The organism is Streptomyces sp. NPDC004051 (assembly GCF_053604275.1).
The window spans coordinates 219081-236272 of the sequence record NZ_JBSGHG010000005.1 but is presented as its reverse complement, the minus strand read 5'-3'; the positions used below and the strand labels follow the sequence as shown (position 1 = coordinate 236272).

The 17192-nt window shown below is 71.6% G+C and carries 17 protein-coding genes and 1 tRNA gene; 8 read left to right on the top strand and 10 right to left on the bottom strand.

The window, feature by feature from the left end:
• Positions 1 to 126 precede the first annotated feature (126 nt).
• Complete coding sequence (locus ACWEQO_RS09370) at positions 127 to 807, bottom strand: copper chaperone PCu(A)C (protein ID WP_361451005.1); 681 nt, start codon at positions 805 to 807, stop codon at positions 127 to 129.
• Positions 808 to 1633: 826 nt separating this feature from the next.
• On the opposite strand from ACWEQO_RS09370, the gene ACWEQO_RS09365 reads away from it, so the two are divergent.
• The 6 genes from ACWEQO_RS09365 (at position 1634) to ACWEQO_RS09340 (ending at position 8441) form a co-directional block, all read left to right on the top strand.
• Positions 1634 to 2116: a CarD family transcriptional regulator gene (locus ACWEQO_RS09365; RefSeq protein WP_042168913.1), complete on the top strand. Its 483-nt coding sequence runs from the start codon at positions 1634 to 1636 to the stop codon at positions 2114 to 2116.
• Between the two features lie 446 nt (positions 2117 to 2562).
• Positions 2563 to 3339, top strand: coding sequence for a 2-C-methyl-D-erythritol 4-phosphate cytidylyltransferase (gene ispD / locus ACWEQO_RS09360; RefSeq protein WP_452980736.1), 777 nt, complete (start codon positions 2563 to 2565; stop codon positions 3337 to 3339).
• Entirely contained in the window at positions 3329 to 3889 is a 561-nt protein-coding gene (gene ispF / locus ACWEQO_RS09355) for a 2-C-methyl-D-erythritol 2,4-cyclodiphosphate synthase (RefSeq protein WP_452980733.1), read from the top strand. The genes ispD and ispF overlap by 11 nt, the downstream gene beginning before the upstream one ends.
• A gap of 57 nt (positions 3890 to 3946) precedes the next feature.
• A complete protein-coding gene (gene cysS / locus ACWEQO_RS09350; protein ID WP_361451014.1) occupies positions 3947 to 5353 on the top strand; it encodes a cysteine--tRNA ligase in 1407 nt (468 codons plus the stop codon).
• Between the two features lie 186 nt (positions 5354 to 5539).
• Positions 5540 to 6481: a 23S rRNA (guanosine(2251)-2'-O)-methyltransferase RlmB gene (gene rlmB, locus ACWEQO_RS09345; RefSeq protein WP_452980729.1), complete on the top strand. Its 942-nt coding sequence runs from the start codon at positions 5540 to 5542 to the stop codon at positions 6479 to 6481.
• A 118-nt stretch (positions 6482 to 6599) separates the two neighbouring features.
• Positions 6600 to 8441, top strand: coding sequence for a DoxX family membrane protein (locus ACWEQO_RS09340; RefSeq protein ID WP_452980726.1), 1842 nt, complete (start codon positions 6600 to 6602; stop codon positions 8439 to 8441).
• Positions 8442 to 8516: 75 nt separating this feature from the next.
• Here the strand turns inward: ACWEQO_RS09340 and ACWEQO_RS09335 are convergent, their stop codons facing one another.
• The 4 genes from ACWEQO_RS09335 to ACWEQO_RS09320 form a co-directional block, all read right to left on the bottom strand.
• On the bottom strand, positions 8517 to 9248 hold the full coding sequence (locus ACWEQO_RS09335; protein WP_361451023.1) for a nucleotidyltransferase family protein: 732 nt from the start codon (positions 9246 to 9248) through the stop codon (positions 8517 to 8519).
• A 98-nt stretch (positions 9249 to 9346) separates the two neighbouring features.
• Positions 9347 to 9802, bottom strand: coding sequence for a hypothetical protein (locus ACWEQO_RS09330; protein WP_452980722.1), 456 nt, complete (start codon positions 9800 to 9802; stop codon positions 9347 to 9349).
• 275 nt (positions 9803 to 10077) lie between these two features.
• Entirely contained in the window at positions 10078 to 11166 is a 1089-nt protein-coding gene (locus ACWEQO_RS09325) for an ABC transporter ATP-binding protein (RefSeq protein WP_361451029.1), read from the bottom strand.
• Between the two features lie 198 nt (positions 11167 to 11364).
• Positions 11365 to 12453, bottom strand: a complete 1089-nt coding sequence (locus ACWEQO_RS09320; RefSeq protein WP_452980718.1) for a helix-turn-helix transcriptional regulator — start codon at positions 12451 to 12453, stop codon at positions 11365 to 11367.
• A 128-nt stretch (positions 12454 to 12581) separates the two neighbouring features.
• Here ACWEQO_RS09320 and ACWEQO_RS09315 point away from each other — a divergent pair, with 128 nt between their 5' ends.
• Both ACWEQO_RS09315 and ACWEQO_RS09310 read left to right on the top strand, forming a co-directional pair.
• The gene (locus ACWEQO_RS09315) at positions 12582 to 12998 is read left to right on the top strand and encodes a DUF3224 domain-containing protein (RefSeq protein ID WP_452980715.1); all 417 of its coding nucleotides are present in this window, start codon (positions 12582 to 12584) and stop codon (positions 12996 to 12998) included.
• A gap of 93 nt (positions 12999 to 13091) precedes the next feature.
• Positions 13092 to 13165: transfer RNA gene (locus ACWEQO_RS09310), tRNA-Thr, on the top strand.
• A 465-nt stretch (positions 13166 to 13630) separates the two neighbouring features.
• On the opposite strand, the gene ACWEQO_RS09305 is transcribed toward ACWEQO_RS09310, so the two are convergent.
• From ACWEQO_RS09305 to ACWEQO_RS09285, 5 genes are all read right to left on the bottom strand, one after another.
• Entirely contained in the window at positions 13631 to 14218 is a 588-nt protein-coding gene (locus tag ACWEQO_RS09305) for a class IV adenylate cyclase (protein WP_452980712.1), read from the bottom strand.
• An 11-nt stretch (positions 14219 to 14229) separates the two neighbouring features.
• A complete protein-coding gene (locus ACWEQO_RS09300; RefSeq protein WP_452980709.1) occupies positions 14230 to 14892 on the bottom strand; it encodes a class I SAM-dependent methyltransferase in 663 nt (220 codons plus the stop codon).
• Positions 14810 to 15451, bottom strand: coding sequence for an AAA family ATPase (locus tag ACWEQO_RS09295; protein WP_452980706.1), 642 nt, complete (start codon positions 15449 to 15451; stop codon positions 14810 to 14812). Before ACWEQO_RS09295 ends, ACWEQO_RS09300 begins: the two co-directional genes overlap by 83 nt.
• Complete coding sequence (locus ACWEQO_RS09290; protein ID WP_452980703.1) at positions 15444 to 16346, bottom strand: radical SAM protein; 903 nt, start codon at positions 16344 to 16346, stop codon at positions 15444 to 15446. Before ACWEQO_RS09290 ends, ACWEQO_RS09295 begins: the two co-directional genes overlap by 8 nt.
• Positions 16347 to 16452: 106 nt before the next feature.
• Positions 16453 to 17145, bottom strand: coding sequence for an HAD family hydrolase (locus tag ACWEQO_RS09285; RefSeq protein WP_452980700.1), 693 nt, complete (start codon positions 17143 to 17145; stop codon positions 16453 to 16455).
• Positions 17146 to 17192 lie beyond the last annotated feature (47 nt).

Below are 17192 nucleotides of genomic sequence, written 5' to 3'. Positions count from 1 at the left end.
ACTGGGCGTGGGGCTCGCCGGCGGCCTTCTCGCCCTTGCCCTCGGTGGCGACACCGGAGCGGGCGATGTGGCGGGATCCCTGCGCAGGGATCCCGCCCACCGTCGTACCGTCCTGTGCCGCCGTGCTCAGTTGCCGGCCGGCTGGCTGGCCGAGGCCGCGTCGGACGGGGTGCCCGCCGACTCCGAGGCCTCGGAGCCCTCGGTCGCGGAATCGCTCGGCGTGCCCGAGGCGTCGTCGGAGGGCTTGTCGGACGGCTCCGCCGACGACTCCGCCGGGGCGCCGGGCGCGGCCGGGATCTCGCTCGGGCCCCACTCGCTGAAGAAGCTCTCGGCCGGGTGGACGAGCGCACGCAGGCTCACGTCACCGGTCTTGCTGAAGGTGAACGTGACCGGCTGCGCGTTGCCGTCCTGGACGGCCTCACGGCTGCTGGGCAGGACGGCGGAGGCGTTGCCCGGGCCGCCGATGATGAGCGAGCCGCCGGCCGGGACGGTCAGGCTGCCGCCCTCGGCGGGGGTGAGGTCGACGGTCTTGCCGGTGCCGGGGAGGGTGATCGACTCCAGCGTCTGGTCGGTGCGGCCCTCGTTGAACAGGGTCGCGGCGACGACGGCCGGGCCCGTGGACTCGCGGTCCGGCTGGGTGACCACGATGGCGTTCTGGACCTTGATGTCGCCCACGGTCGTCGCGGCGTTGTCCGGCTGGATCTGCAGGGACTGGGCGTTGTTGCCAGATGTGCACGCGGAGAGCGAGGCGACTGAGAACGCGATGGCGGCGGCGGCGATGGCGCCGCGTCGAAGGCTGCTGCTCACGGCGGCGGCAACTCCTTGACTCGAGCGAGCGGCGGCGACCGGTCGGCCGCCTTTAAGTGTCTGTCAGCGGCCACAGGCTATCGAGCCGTTTCCGCGAGCCCGCACCCGACCCTCCCCGCGAGGCCCGCCGTTCCCCCGGAAGGCGCGCGCGGACCGCGGACGTCACTCGATCACCGGCCGTTTCCGCGGGCGTCCGAGGGGACGTGGACGACTCGGGGACGGCCCTTCGCCGACGACGGCTGTCGGCGATTCGGCAGACGCCCCGGCAGACGCCTCGGCAGGCGGCTCGGCAGGTGACGCGGCAGGCGCTCGGCGAGCGGCGTCGTGGATGACTCGAGTAAGTGACTCGCCGGTTACTTCGGTCGCGCGCTGCTCCGACATTCACATAAGTGCGGCTGGGGTCGTCCGCGGTGCCTTCTCGGCGAGGCGCGTATTTCCGTGAAGGAATGCGGCGGCGGACCGGGAAATGCCGGGGCGGTCCGAGAATTGATCACCGGCCGCTCCTCCCGGAGGGCGTGTGATCAATTCCGGATTCGGCCGGAACCCTGTCGTGCACACCGAACGGAGTAGCGGAACTCGAGCGCTTGGGGGTGGACATATGGGGATGTTTCGACCCTCGCGAAGGCCTCCGGATGCGTGTACCGTACGCGTTTCGCTCGCCCCGAAGGGCCCCTCCGACCTGCGAATACGTGCTTCCGCTCAGTGGTCGCAGCACGTTCCCGATGCTGTTGTCAAGCCCCGAGAATGGCCCTGACCTGCGAAAACGTCATTCAGAACACGCCGTATCCGTGTTACCCTGGATAGCCACGGAAGGGGTACCTGTCACATGACGTTCAAGGTTGGCGACACCGTGGTCTATCCCCATCACGGGGCCGCGCTGATCGAGGCTATCGAAACTCGCCAGATCAAAGGCGTGGACAAGACCTACTTGGTGCTGAAGGTCGCCCAGGGTGACCTGACGGTGCGTGTGCCAGCGGACAATGCGGAGTTCGTCGGCGTACGTGATGTGGTCGGTCAGGACGGGTTGGACCGGGTCTTCGAGGTGCTGCGCGCACCGTACGCCGAGGAGCCCACGAACTGGTCCCGTCGTTACAAGGCGAACCTGGAGAAGCTCGCCTCGGGCGATGTCATCAAGGTCGCGGAAGTCGTGCGTGACCTGTGGCGTCGTGAGCGTGAGCGCGGACTCTCCGCCGGTGAGAAGCGCATGCTCGCCAAGGCGCGCCAGATTCTGGTCAGCGAGCTCGCCCTCGCGGAGAAGACCAACGAGGACAAGGCCGAAGCTCTCCTCGACGAGGTTCTCGCCTCGTAGGGCGAGACGGACGAAGCAGGCGGAGCTGCACGTCGCCAGTACGTACATCGAAGTGCGTCGAACTGCCGCGGTGCCCGATGACGGATGTGACGTCGCCGGGCGCTGCGGCATGTCCGTACCCGGGAAGCGCCCGTACCCCGCAGCCGATCCGCACGCCGCACCCCTGCGCCGTGCACACCCGCTCCGTACGCCCCGCACACCCCGGCGCCGCACCCCGCGGTGCCTCCCGGTCCATGTGCCGCGCCGGGAAAGTGTCACCGCACGTGTCCCCGCCCCTGGCATGCGGGTCCGGGCGATGGGCCCGACCAGAGTCACGGAAGGGGCTGGTCGAGGCGGTACGCCCGGCACTCCCCCCACTCCGGGAGCAGGGGCTACGCCCAGGCCATACCCACCCAGGCCCTGTCGTCAAACTCCCCGGGCCGAGCACACCAACCTGACAGGAACCGATGTCTGACGAGCCCCTCCCTCCGCCGGTGCCGAACCCCGAGGCCGGCCGTACGACCGCCCGTACGGCGGCCGTGATTCCGGCCGCCGGCCGGGGTGTGCGCCTCGGGCCGGGAGCCCCCAAGGCGCTCCGCGCGCTGGGCGGCACGCCCATGCTCATCCACGCGGTCCGCGCGATGGCCGCCTCCCGCGCCGTCTCCCTGGTCGTCGTCGTGGCCCCGCCCGAGGGGGCCGCGGAGGTCAAGACGCTGCTCGACGCGTACGCGCTGCCCGACCGCACCGACTTCGTCGTCGTCCCCGGCGGGGAGACCCGCCAGGAGTCGGTGAAGCTCGGCCTCGACGCCCTGCCGCCCGGCTTCGACATCGTCCTGGTGCACGACGCGGCCCGCCCGCTGGTGCCCGTGGACACCGTGGACGCCGTCGTCGCGGCCGTCCGCGACGGCGCCCCCGCCGTGGTCCCGGCGCTGCCGCTCGCCGACACCGTCAAGCAGGTCGAGCCGGCCGCCGCCCCCGGCGAGCCGGAGCCCGTGGTCGCCACCCCCGACCGGTCCCTGCTGCGCGCCGTGCAGACCCCGCAGGGCTTCGACCGGGCCACCCTGGTGCACGCGCACGAGACGGTGACCGACGACGTCACCGACGACGCGAGCATGGTCGAGCAGCTCGGCCGGACCGTCGTCACGGTCCCCGGCCACGAGGAGGCCTTCAAGGTGACCCGCCCCCTGGACCTCGTCCTCGCGGAGGCGGTCCTGGCCCGCAGGAGGCTCAACGATGGCTTCTGAACCCCTGGCCTCCGAGCCGGACTCCGAGTCGGTCCTCGCGTCGGCCGGCCAGCCGCCCCCCGAGCCCCTGCCGGTGCTCCCGCGGGTCGGCATCGGCACCGACATCCACGCCTTCGAGGACGGCCGGGAGCTGTGGTGCGCCGGCCTCAAGTGGGAGGGCCAGGGCCCCGGACTCGCCGGGCACTCCGACGCCGACGTCGTGGCCCACGCCGCCTGCAACGCCCTGTTCTCCGCCGCCGGTCTCGGTGACCTGGGGCAGCACTTCGGCACCGGGCGGCCCGAGTGGTCCGGCGCCTCCGGTGTGACCCTGCTGACCGAGGCGGCGCGGATCGTACGGGCGGCAGGCTTCCGGATCGGCAACGTCGCGGTGCAGGTCGTGGGGGACCGGCCCAAGATCGGCAAGCGCCGGGGCGAGGCCCAGAAGATCCTCAGCGAGGCCGCCGGCGCACCGGTGTCGGTCTCCGGCGCCACCACCGACGGACTCGGGTTCCCCGGCCGCGGCGAGGGGCTGATGGCCGTCGCCACCGCCCTCGTCGTCCACACCGGCTGACGACACGGGCCGGTGAAGGGGCGCGGGGCACCGCTCCGGGCCGACTACCCTGGAGGGGTGACCATTCGCCTGTACGACACCAACGCCCGGCAGATCCGTGACTTCACCCCGCTCCGGCCGGGATGTGTCTCGATCTACCTGTGCGGTGCCACCGTGCAGGCGGCACCCCACATCGGGCACATCCGCTCGGGGCTGAACTTCGACATCATGCGCCGCTGGTTCGAGTACCGCGGCCTGGAGGTGACGTTCATCCGCAACGTCACGGACATCGACGACAAGATCATCGCGAAGTCCGCGGAGCAGAACCGCCCCTGGTGGTCCATCGGCTACGAGAACGAGCGCGCCTTCACCGACGGCTACCAGGTCCTCGGCTGCCTCCCCCCGACCTACGAGCCGCGCGCCACCGGCCACATCACCGAGATGGTCGAGATGATGCGCGGTCTCATCGAGCGCGGCCACGCCTACGAGGCCGACGGCAACGTCTACTTCGCCGTCACCTCGTTCCCCGCGTACCTGGAACTGTCCAACCAGGAGCTCGAGAACCTGCTCCAGCCGTCCGGCGAGGGCGAGACCGGCAAGCGCGACCCGCGCGACTTCGCCATGTGGAAGGCGGCCAAGCCCGGCGAGCCGAGCTGGGAGACGCCGTGGGGCCGCGGGCGTCCCGGCTGGCACCTGGAGTGCTCGGCGATGGCCCACAAGTACCTCGGCACCGCCTTCGACATCCACGGCGGCGGCCTCGACCTGATCTTCCCGCACCACGAGAACGAGATCGCCCAGGCCAAGGCCTACGGCGACGAGTTCGCCCGGTACTGGGTGCACAACGCCTGGGTCACCATGAGCGGCGAGAAGATGTCGAAGTCGCTCGGCAACAGCGTCCTGGTCTCCGAGATGGTCAAGCGCTGGCGGCCCATCGTGCTCCGCTACTACCTCGGCACCCCGCACTACCGCTCGATGATCGAGTACAGCGAGGACGCCCTGCGTGAGGCCGAGTCCGCGTTCGCGCGGATCGAGGGCTTCATCCAGCGGGTGGGCGAGCTGACCGGCACGCCCGGCGCCGTCGAGCCGGCCGCCGAGGTGCCGCCCGCCTTCGCCGAGGCCATGGACGACGACCTCGGCGTGCCGCAGGCCCTGGCGGTGGTGCACACCACCGTCCGGCAGGGCAACAGTGCGCTGGCCGCCGACGACAAGGAAGCGGCCGTGGCCCGCCTCGCCGAGGTGCGCGCCATGCTCGCGGTCCTCGGCCTGGACCCCCTCGACCCGCACTGGGCCGGCGACGGCGACCGCGGCGAGGAGCTGAACGGCGTCGTGGACACCCTCGTCCGCATGGTCCTCGACCAGCGCGAGGCCGCCCGCGCCCGCAAGGACTGGGCCACCGCGGACGCCATCCGGGACCAGCTCGGCCAGTCCGGGCTGGTCATCGAGGACGGCCCGCAGGGACCGCGCTGGAGCCTCGGCCCGCGCTGAGGCGGGTGAGGCACCTGCCGGAACCTCCGGGTTCCCCGGGTTCCTCAAGATCGGGTTGTGCCGTCCGGGCCTTCGGGCGGCACACTTCACAGACGTAGCACACACGCACGCGTGGGTGCCCGCGGACGGACGTACACGAGCCCGTACGCAGGCACGCACGGACGACTTCACGGAGACGGGTACATCATGGCCGCGAACAACCGCCGCATGTCCGGCAAGAAGGGCGCGCAGGTCGGCAGCGGCGGCCAGCGGCGCCGGGGCCTGGAGGGCAAGGGGCCCACGCCCCCCGCCGAGATGCGCAAGGGGCACGCCAAGCAGCGCGCCGCCCAGGCGAAGGCGCGCCGCGCCGCCGGACGCCCCCAGCAGCGGCGCGGCGGCGGCCGCTCGACCTCCGAACTCGTCGTCGGACGCAACCCCGTCGTCGAGGCGCTGCGCGAGGGCGTGCCCGCCTCCACGCTGTACGTCCAGCAGTTCATCGACAACGACGAGCGGGTGCGCGAGGCGCTCCAGCTCGCGGCCGATCGCGGCGGCATCAACCTCATGGAGGCCCCCCGCCCCGAACTCGACCGGATGACCAACGGGCTGAACCACCAGGGCCTGGTCCTCCAGGTCCCGCCGTACGAGTACGCGCACCCGGAGGACCTGGTCGCGGGCGCCCACGACGAGGGTCAGGACCCGCTGATCGTCGCCCTCGACGGAGTCACCGACCCGCGCAACCTGGGCGCCGTCGTCCGCTCGGTCTCCGCCTTCGGCGGTCACGGCGTCGTCGTCCCCGAGCGGCGGGCCGCCGGGATGACCGCCGGCGCCTGGAAGACGTCCGCCGGTACGGCCGCCCGTACGCCCGTCGCCCGCGCCACCAACCTGACGCGCGCCCTGGAGGCGTACAAGAAGGCGGGGATCACGGTCGTCGGGCTGGCCGCCGACGGGGAGGCCGAGGTCGGCGAACTGGACGCGCTGGCGGGTCCGGTCGTGATCGTCGTCGGCAGCGAGGGCAAGGGACTGTCCCGACTGGTCGGCGAGACCTGCGACGTCCGGGTGCGGATCCCGATGCCGGGCGGCGCCGAATCGCTCAACGCCGGTGTGGCGGCGGGAGTCGTCCTGTACGAGGCGGCACGCCGCCGGGCCTGAACGGGCGTTCGGCACCATCACCCACACGGGGTGTTCCGGGTGGTCCGGACGAGCTTGACGGGGTCCGGACACATCCGGCGCGTCAAGGCAGTGTCCTATGACCACGTCACTCGGTTAGATGAGTGTGGACACCAGAACACCCCGCACACCCACGGGGGGCCGCTCGTCGGGACTCGACGACGCTCCCGCGCTGAGCATGGTGAAGGTGCCGAGCGATCCGGCGCAGGTCATCGTCAATCACGCCAGTTTCCGCGTGCAGTTGGGCGCCTCGACGCGACGCGCCCGGTCCCCGCGGATCGCACGGCAGTTCAGCGTCGCCCAGGGCGCGCCCCGTATCCCCGTCGTCACCACCATGGGTGCCCCGGGCGGGGCCGCGCCCCGGCGGCGCCCCGTCGTCTGGAGCGGTCGCTCCGCCCCCGACGACACCGGCGCGCACCGGCTCCTCCAGGCCGTGCGCCACGAAGGCGTCCGGCACCCCGAGGAACCGCTCGCCGACGCCGGAGCGACCCGGGTCGTCCCCCGCGCCGGCGAGGGGTACGGCGGCGAGGCGTACGGCTACGCCGACGACCCGGCCGCCACCCAGCCCATCGAAGTGCCCGTCATCGGCCCCCAGCGGACCCACGGCGGAGCACCGCCCCTGCTGCCCCCCATGCGCCCCGTCGGCAGCGTCTACGACGAACCGGGCTACGGCGGCTACGGGGACTACGGCTACGACGAGCACGGCCCCGGCGAGCACGGCCCCGGCGAGCACGGCCCCGGCGAGCACGGCCCCGGCGAGCACGGCCCCGGCGGGTACGGCTACGACGACCGGCCCTACGACGAACAGGGCCGCGGCGCCGACGAGTTCACCGACGAGTTCGAGGACACCGACGGCCGCCGGGCCGCCGACCGGAGATCCGGCGGCCGCCGGGCCAGGCGCCAGAGCGACGACCCGGCCCGGCACGCCTACTATCCCGGCCGCCGGATGAACCTTGGCGTCGTCCTGCTCCCGCTGCGCGTCTTCCTCGGCTTCATCTCCATCTACGCCGGCATGGGCAAACTCTGCGACCCCGTCTACTTCGACGGCGGCGAACGCGGCTCCATGGTGACGTGGCTGAACACCCTGCACCCCTGGGAAGTCGCCCGGCCGCTCCAGCAGTTCGCCCTCGAGCACCCCGTCGGCGCCGGACTCGTCATCGCCTTCCTCCAGGTCATCGTAGGCGTCCTGACCGTCCTCGGCTGCTGGCAGCGCGTCGCCGCCGTCGTCGGCGCCGTGCTCTCCGCCGCACTGCTGGTCACCGTCAGCTGGAAGAGCGCCCCCGCCTACGACGCGCCCGACATCATCTACCTCGCCGCCTGGTCCCCGCTGGTCATCGCCGGCGCCCCCGTCTACTCCGTCGACGGCCGCCTCGCCGCCCGCGCCTGGCGCCGTCTCGGCCCCCGTTCCGCCCTGTGGGACCTGCGCCGCTACGTCCTGCGCCGCGGCGCCCTGATCACCGTCGTCGTCTGCGGGCTCACCCTGCTCGTCGGCTCGCTGCTCGGCGGCGCCGTGCGCGACTCCGACCGCGTGGTCGTCCCCGGGCCCGGCGAGGCCCCGCGCAACGAACTGCCCGGCTCCCCGCTCCCGGAGAAGCCCGGCAAGAGCAGGCAGGGGACCCCGTCCGCCTCCACCACGCCCAGCCGGAGCGCCTCCTCCGGAACGCCCGACCCGTCCGCCGGCACCGTCGGCACCACCGGCCCCGGCGCGACCCGGGACACCGGCGGCGCCGTCACCGGCGCGCCCAGCCAGACCCGGGGCACCACCGGTGAGGCCCCGCCCCAGCAGTCCTCCCCGGTCGACCAGGCCCCGAGCACCAGCTCCGGCCCCACCTCCGGCGGCGGCACCACGGGCGGCGACGGCGGCACCCCGAGCGACGGCGGCGCGGACGAGGCCCCGTCCCCCGAGGAGCCCGGCCGGCTCGTGGGCGGCCTCCTGGGGTAGTCCGCCCGCCCCCTGCACGACGAGGGGCCCCGCACGACGTCACCGTGCGGGGCCCCTCGTCGTACGGACGGCGGGTCAGCGTTTCTGGGCGGCCAGTTCCCTCGCCGCCTCGGTCAGGTCCTTCGCGGTGTCGATCGCCCGCCAGTAGGAGCCCTGCGGGATCGGGAACCCGGCCAGCCTGCGCTCACGGGCCAGCCGCGGGAACGTCGTACGCTCGTGGTCGCCGCGCTCCGGCAGCAGGTCGGCGAACCCGGGGGAGAAGACGTACACACCCGCGTTGATCTCGACCGTCGACGGCGGGGCCTCGATGAAGTCGGTGATGTGACCGAACCCGTCGGTCTGCACGGCGCCCCACGGGAGGCGCGGGCGGGCCAGGGCGAGGGTCGCGACGGCGTCCCGCTCGGTGTGGAAGTCGGCCATGTCGCGCAGCGAGAAACGGGTCCAGATGTCGCCGTTCGTGGCGTACCAGGGCCGGTCCGGGTGCGGGAGGCGGGCGGCGGCGTACTTCAGACCGCCGCCGCGGCCGAGCGGCTCCGTCTCGACGACGGTGGTGACGGAGAGGGGCAGATCGGCGGTCTCCAGCCACTTCTGCAGCACTTCGGCGAGATGGCCGCAGGAGACCACCACGTCCGTGACGCCCTCCTCGGCGAGCCAGGAGAGCTGATGGCCGATGATCGGGGTCCCCGTACCGGGGATCTCGACCATCGGCTTGGGCCGGTCGTCGGTGTACGGACGAAGCCGGGAACCCTGGCCGCCGGCCAGGACGACGGCTTGCACGGGCCGCGACGCGGCGCTCGGATCGGTCATGGGCGCACTGTACGTGGCAGCCGAGGGGGCCGAGCGAGCCGGGCGGGCCGGGCGGCGGGCCCGGCCCGCGGACCGGGGCGGCGGGCCCTGGCACGGGCTCAGCCGTGAGCGGTGAGCACCCCCGACGCGAAGGAGGTGTCGCAGACCGGACGGGCGAAGGACTGGGCCTTGGTGGGGCCGTACCTCCGGACCGCCGCCTCGCCCAGCGCACGCGCGATCGACGTGCAGTGGCGCGCCAGCGACGGGCGGTCGTTCACCGCCTGCTGGAGGTGGGTGAGGGCGACGCCCGGGTTCTCCTTCTGCGACTCGAGCAGGAGCGTGTCCCGCAGCACCTCGTGCGGGGCACGCGCGGCGGCGCCCGAGGACGCGCCGGGCGCGACCGTGTCGGCGGCGGCGAGCACCGGGTTCGAAGGGCTCCCCGACCAGTTGACCCGGGCGACCGCGAGGGTCCCGGAGAACACCAGGACGACGGGCAGGACGAAGGCGAGGGTGCGGCCGACCCGGCGGGCAGGGCCCCGGCCGCTTCGCGTCTGAGGCGTAGTGGAGTGCTTCACGCGTGTGAGGGTAGCGTCCAGTGATGACGTGAAGACATTCAGTCACTGGTTCGGGTGACATGGGCGGCACGTTTTCTGGGTAGCGCGTTGACGCACGCTGCTCGAAACGCACCGAATGTCGAGGTGTCCGTCGGCAACGCGCGACAACGCGCTCGCACCGAAGAGGGCCCCGCAGCGGTCTGCGGGGCCCTCTTCACCAAGTCGGGTGAATCACCCAGGGCGGTGCGACGATCCGGTCACGGCCCTCAACGGACCTCAACGGCCCTGAGGGGCCGTCAGTCGGACAGGCGCGCGCCGGACGACGTCGAGAACACGTGGGTCTCACCGGACCGCGGCACGACGTGCAGCGTGCTGCCCTTTTCCGGCACGTTGCGGCCGCCGACGCGGACGACGAGGTCCTTGGACTCGCCGCCGACCTCGGTGGTGCCGTACACGAACGCGTCGGAGCCCAGCTCCTCGACCACGTTCACGGTGACCGCGAGACCCTGGTCGGACTCGGCACCGGCCACGTCGAAGTGCTCGGGGCGGACGCCGACGGTGACGGTCTTGTCGGTGGCGGCGGCCAGCGCGTCACGGTCCACGGCCACCACCGAGTTGCCGAACTTCACGCCGCCGTCCGTGATGGGCACCTCGACGAGGTTCATCGCGGGGGAGCCGATGAAGCCGGCCACGAAGAGGTTGGCGGGCCTGTCGTACATGTTGCGCGGGGTGTCGACCTGCTGGAGCAGACCGTCCTTGAGGACCGCCACCCGGTCGCCCATGGTGAGGGCCTCGACCTGGTCGTGGGTCACGTACACCGTGGTGATGCCGAGACGGCGCTGCAGGCTCGCGATCTGCGTGCGGGTGGAGACGCGGAGCTTGGCGTCCAGGTTGGACAGCGGCTCGTCCATGAGGAACACCTGCGGCTCACGCACGATGGCGCGGCCCATGGCGACACGCTGACGCTGACCACCGGAGAGCGCCTTCGGCTTGCGGTCCAGGTACTCCGTCAGGTCGAGGATCTTCGCGGCCTCCTCGACCTTCTGCCGGATCTCCGCCTTGTTGACGCCGGCGATCTTGAGCGCGAAGCCCATGTTGTCGGCGACCGTCATGTGCGGGTACAGGGCGTAGTTCTGGAACACCATGGCGATGTCCCGGTCCTTCGGCGGCAGGTGCGTGACGTCGCGGTCGCCGATGCGGATGGCGCCGCCGTTCACGTCCTCGAGCCCCGCGAGCATGCGGAGCGAGGTGGACTTGCCGCAGCCGGACGGGCCGACCAGTACGAGGAACTCCCCGTCGGCGATGTCGATCTCGAGCGCGTCCACGGCGGGCTTGGTCGAACCGGGGTAGATCCGGGTCGCCTTGTCGAACGTGACAGTGGCCATGGTGAATGGGCCCCCTTCTACCGGCAGGAACGTGCCGGACGATCCGAGTAGGAAGGCGGTGCCACGACGGGATGTTCCGTTGTGGTTCCGAGTGGTGCAGTCCACGGAAGCGAACTGGCACAGGACGGTACCCGCGTTCACCTGATCTGTCAGTAGCCGAGGTCATGTGAACTTCGCGGAAACCTTCGACGGCCGGTGTCACCGCCCGGCCGCGTAGCGCTCGGCGAGCACCGCCACGGCCTCCGCGACCGCCTGCCGCAGCCCCGGCGGACCGAGCACCTCCGCCTCGGTGCCGAGCCGGAGCAGATCGCCGACGGCGACCGCCTCCGACTCGACGGACAGCTCCACCTCGACCCGTCCCGCGCCGTCCGGCGGCCCCGCCTCCCGCAGCGCCCGGACGCCCGCCGCCCCGAACTGCATCGGCAGCAGCTTCTGCCCGCGGGGCGAGAGCCGCAGCCGCGCGGTGCCCTGCCGCAGCGCCCCCTCCAGCCGCCGGGAGGACTCCGCCCAGTACGCGGCGAGGGCGAACCCGGCGGGAGGGGTGAACACCTCGCCCGTCTCCTCCACCGCCTGGAAACGCGACACCCGGTAGGTGCGCACGACGCCCTCGGGGGCCTCGGAGCTCTTGGAGTTCTCGGGACTCTCGGGGTTCGCGGAGTTCCCGGGGTTCGCGGAGTTCCCGGGGTTCCCGGGGTTCCCGGGGTTCTGGGAGCCCTCGGCCAGCGCCACGAGGTACCAGATGCCGCCCTTCAGCACGAGCCCCAGGGGGCGGACCTCCCGGTGCACCTCGCCCCGCCAGCGCCGGTAACGGGTGCGCAGCACCCGCCGCTCCCACACCGCCCCGGCGACCCGTTCCAGGTGCGGCACCGGGTCCGCGTCGCGGAACCAGGCGGGGGCGTCCAGGTGGAACCGCTCACGCACCCGCCGCGCCTGCTCCGCGAGCTCGCCCGGCAGAGCGGCCTCCACCTTCAGCTGGGCACTCGCCAGCACGGCCCCCAGACCCAGGTCCCCGGCCGGCCCCGGCAGCCCGGCCAGGAACAGCGAACCGGCCTCCGCGTCCGTCAGCCCGGTCAGCCGGGTGCGGTATCCCTCCATCAGGCGGTAGCCGCCCTCCGGCCCGCGCTCACCCCGGACCGGCACCCCGGCCGCGCCGAGCGCCTCGACGTCCCGGTACACGGTGCGCACCGACACCTCCAGCTCCGCCGCGAGTTCGGGGGCGGTCATCAGACCGCGGTTCTGCAGCAGCAGGAGCAGGGAGAGAAGCCGGTCGGCACGCACGGGAGGCATTCTCCCGCGCCCCGGCCGTACCTGACAGGAGATGTCAGGTACGGCCTCCAGGATGGTCCCGCCGGGCCGCCGCAGAGCGGTCCGCACCGGCGGCACGCCCGAACGACCCGATCGAAGGGGAACCATCCATGCCCACGCCCACCACCCGGACCACCGGCCACTTCACCTTCGCCGACTGGAAGGAGGTCCCCGTGAGCCCGGAGGACGCCCACCCCCGGCTCGCCCACGCCACCGTCACCAACGCCTTCGCCGGCGGCATCGAGGCCGAGTCCACGACCTGCGACTACACCGTCTCCTACCTGACCGCCACGACCGGCTCCTTCGCCGGAATGGAACTCGTCCGCGGCCGCCTCGACGGGCGCGAGGGCACCTTCGTCGTCGAGGAGCGCGGGCGCTTCGACCCCGACGGGACCGTCCACTGCTCCTTCGAGGTCGTCGAGGGCTCGGGCACCGGCGAGCTGGCCGGACTGCACGGCACCGGAGAGTTCACCTACCGGCACGGGGAGACGAAGGTGCCGTACACCTTCGCGTACGGCCTGGAGTGAGCGGACCGGGCCCGCCGCCCTCAAGTGCGTGGCTCGGCGAAAGCCGCTCTGTGTACAGTGGACCCGCCCTCGCGCGCTCCGCGCGTGCGCGGCGCCTCCTTAGCTCAGATGGCCAGAGCAACGCACTTGTAATGCGTAGGTCGTCGGTTCGAATCCGACAGGGGGCTCCGGAAAAGGCCAGGTCGCATAGCCCGCGACCTGGCCTTTTGTGGTGCTCGGGGCGTGACGCGGCGCACAGCCGGAGTGCCGTGGGACGGCTTGCGTGAGCGATGCGTGAGCGGCGGAGGACTCGGCCCTGCTTCCTGTGCTTCTTCCGCCGGGCCTTCTTTCTGTCCTCGGCCGGCGTCCTCTCAGCGCGCTTGGTCTTCTTCCGGGCCTTCTCCGCCAGCACGCGGATGCAGGGGCCGCACGCGTACATCGGCGCCTGGGCGCCGGCGACTCTGGCGGGGCCGATCCACAGGACGCGCGTCCACCGCTGCCCGCAGTAGAGCCAGCAGAATCCGTCGACCCATTCGTTGCCGTCGTCGGTGGTTGCCGGTGTGGGCAGTCCTCCGCGGGCGAACTCGGCGATTCCGGGGATCACCCTGTGCTGTAAGGCGAGTTCCGTCAGCATTGCTTGTCCGCCTCCGTGATCAACGGCCCTGGGTCGTCGGGGACGCGTCCTCCTGCTTCTCGGCGTCGGAGAACAGGAGAGTGGACTCCGCGAGGATGTCGCGGCCGGTCTCGCTCTTGTAGATCTCGTCGACGCTGCCGAACCGGGCCTCGGAGTAGTCGAGGTCCAGCAGCGCGGAGGCCCGTCGGACCGATGCCTCGTCGGGCCCTTCGATCTCCAGGAAGGTGGGCAGGTCGGGCCAGGTGTCGAAGTCGAAGGCGACCTCGCCCAGGCGCCACTCCTCGCGGTAGTTCTCCTGGTAGCGGACCTCGGTGAGGCCGACTCGACGGAGGATGTCGGCCATGGCGTGCAGGTCGGTGACCTCGGTCTCGATCTCCTTGGTGCCGTCGATCGTCGTGGCGTCGGTGACCTGCTTGAGCGTGAGCGTCGAGCGGGTGCCCTCGTCCCGCAGGCGGACCCAGGCCCCGCCGTCGAGGGAGTCGTTCTCGAAGATCTTGCGGGTGAGGAGGGTGCGGGGGAGCGCCTGGACGGCGCCGAGGGCGGTCAGCTTGATCTGGAGGCCGGCGGCGTCGACGGCCAGGAACTTCGCCTCGTACTCGTGCTTCATGGGTTCTTCTCTCAGAAGTGGTCGGTGAGAGTGGACGTTCGGGCTGCCATGAGCAGGCCCATGCGGTGGATGTGGTCGTGCAGCCGGCCGACATGGGGTCGCTCGGTGAACTCGCTCGTGCGCAGGGTGAGCAGGACCTCCCAGTCGCCGAGGAAGTGAGGGAGCAGGCGCTCGGGGGAGGTGTAGTGCTCGGTCATGTGGTGACGTCTTTCGACGGGCATCATGAACTCCGCGCCGAACACACCGCCCGGGCGGACCAGGCGTTGCATGCGGTCGACGAACTCGGCGAGCGGGCGGTGGTGGTTGGCACTGTAGTGCCACGAGCAGCTCGTCCAGACCGCCTCACACTGCAGGCCCAGAGGCTCACCGTCGAGGAAGTCGTCCTCAACGACCTGTACGCGGTCCCGGAGTTCTTCGAGCTTCAGTCGATCGATCAGGCCCAGCGCGTGTGCATGGCTGTCACCCGGGAGGCGGACATCCCCTCCGTGCAGGGCGAGCGCGTCGCGCTCGATGGCGACGACGTGGTAGCCGGTGGCGGCGAGGGGCAGGACGAACTTGCCGTCGCTGGCGCCGACGACCGCGACGGTGGCGTCAGGGGCGACGTGTTCCCGCAGTGTGGCGAGGAACTGGGGGAAGAAGGTCAGGGTGTGCTCCCACAGGCTCTGTGTCTGCATGGGAGTGCGCTCCTTGCGTATCGGTGGCGGTGATCACACGGAGGACCTCTTCGGGGCTGCACCCCGTGGTGTCGATGCGACGCATAGGGAACGAGGCGTAGGCGTCCGTCACCCGGTCCGTAGCGGTCTCGATCAGTGCGTCCCACCACGAGGCCGGCTTGTTCCGCCCAGCGAGGCGGCGCTGCCGTTCGTCGTCGGCGCAGACGAGGTGGTAGGTGACGGGTAGCGGCAGCCAGCTCGGCAGGGTGACACCGAGCCGGGCGCCCAGGGCCCGGTGGCTGGCGAGGCACCGGGCGAAGTAGCTCTCGACGACGACCGGGACGCCGGCGTCTAGGTGCTGCTGGATCTCCTCGGCCGCGGTGAACAGTGCGGAGAGGTAGAGGCACATCCGTGCCTCGACGTTCGTCCGCTCGTCCACCGCGTGTCTGAGGGGCTGGTAGAGGGCCGGGACGGTGGGGACGAGGACGGCCTGGCGGGCGGCAGCCAGCATCGGCGCCAGGGTGGACTTGCCGGTGCCCCGTAAGCCCTCCAGGCTCTCGAAGAGCGGGTGATCAGGCACGGGCGTACACCACGTCCGGCACCGCGAGGGCGAGTTCATCCGTGGCCGAGGGCTTGTGGATGATGAGTCCCGTCGCCTTCTCGTACCAGAAGGCGTGCGAGTCCTTGCCCACGGCCTTGCAGGACATGGTCAGCGCACCGCGCGGATCGGCCTCGATCCGGTCGATCTCGCGGGGCCCACCAGATGGTGCGCAGACCTGTGGGGCGCCGTGCTCGGACAGGTCCTCGTCGACGATCACCTCCAGGGGCAGGTCGGCCGACGCGAGCTCCTCGCGGAGCCGACCGTAGGCGGAGGCGGCGGTGACCAGCAGTTCGGGGTGGTCGGCGGCGTTGCCGACCGCCCGCAGGTGGTGGAGCTTGAGTTGCCGGACCCCGAGCTGCGCCAGGACGCCGGCGAGGGGGAGGACCTCGTCGATGTTCCGCGAGGTGACGGTCATGGTCGCGCCCGTCGGAACGCCGAGGTCCCGGGCGAGACTGAGCGAGTTGAGGGCGCTGCGGTAACTGCCCTGCCTGCGGATGCCGTCGTTGGTCGATCCGATGCCCTCCAGCGAGACCCGGAGCAGGTCCAGGTGCGGAGCGATCTCGGTCAGACGTCGCTCGATCCGGTAGCCGTTGGTGCAGATCTCGACGCGCTGGTCCAGCTCCTCCTTGGCGTGGCGGACCACCTGTGCGAGGTCCCGGTGGACGAACGGCTCTCCGCCGAGCAGGGTGACGGCCTGCGTGCCGTACTCGTCCCGCATCAGGGTGAGGAGACTGACGGCTTCCTCGGCGGTGAAGGCGTCGGCGTACTGAAGCCGCTCGCCGTGGAAGCAGTGCAGGCACGTGAAGTTGCAGCGGTAGAGCAGCTGCAGGTACAGCATTCGGATCTTCCTGATCCCGGTGACTTCCCCGATCACATCGGCTCCTTCGGCTGACTGCCTGTTGGGAGCCCTGATAGTGGCTTTCTGCCTGGGGACCTCGTCACCGCGTTCAGGGACGGCCCGAGGACGTCCTGGGACGTTTTCAGTGACCTGCGAAAGACTCCAGGATGCCTAGAACGCGCTTCGTGTCCGACAGGTCGGGCAGGACGTCAGCGGCGCCGGCGGCGGTCAGTTCCTCCGGCCTGTGGATGCCGGAGGCGACGGCGACGAGCCCGGAGCCCGTGGTCAGGGCCGCTTCCACGTCACGAGGAGTGTCCCCCACCAGGACGGTGGGGACGCCAGCCGGAACGCCGCGAAGCCGCTGCACGCGCTCGCGGGCGACAGCGACCAGCTCAGGGCGGAGCTCGGCGTCAGCTCCGTAGGCACCCACAGGCAGGTCCAGTAGCGAGTCGAGGCCGAACGCAGCCAGCTTCACACGGGCGTTGGCGGCGATGTTGCCGGTCAGGACGGAGGAGACCCAACCGCTCTTGACAGAGGCGGCCTTCAGCGCCTCATGGACGCCGGGCAAGGCCGTGCCGCGCCTGCGCAGATCATCCAGCCGCGCTTCCCCCGCCTGGGCGAGCGCGGATTCGATGGAGTGCCACTCAGGTACGGGCAGTCCGTCGCGGACGAACATGTCACGCATGATCAGTCGATCCGTACGTCCCTCGGTACGCGCCGGCTCCGTAGGCTCCCGTCCCGAGAGGGCCGAGAAGGCAGCGGCGTAGATCTCCTTGCTCACCCCCGCGTTCTCGATGAGGGTGTGGTCGATGTCCCACAGGACGATGAGCTCCATGGCGCCAGAGTAGGCAGTCGGTGGGGTTGCGCTTCAACGGCTGCGTC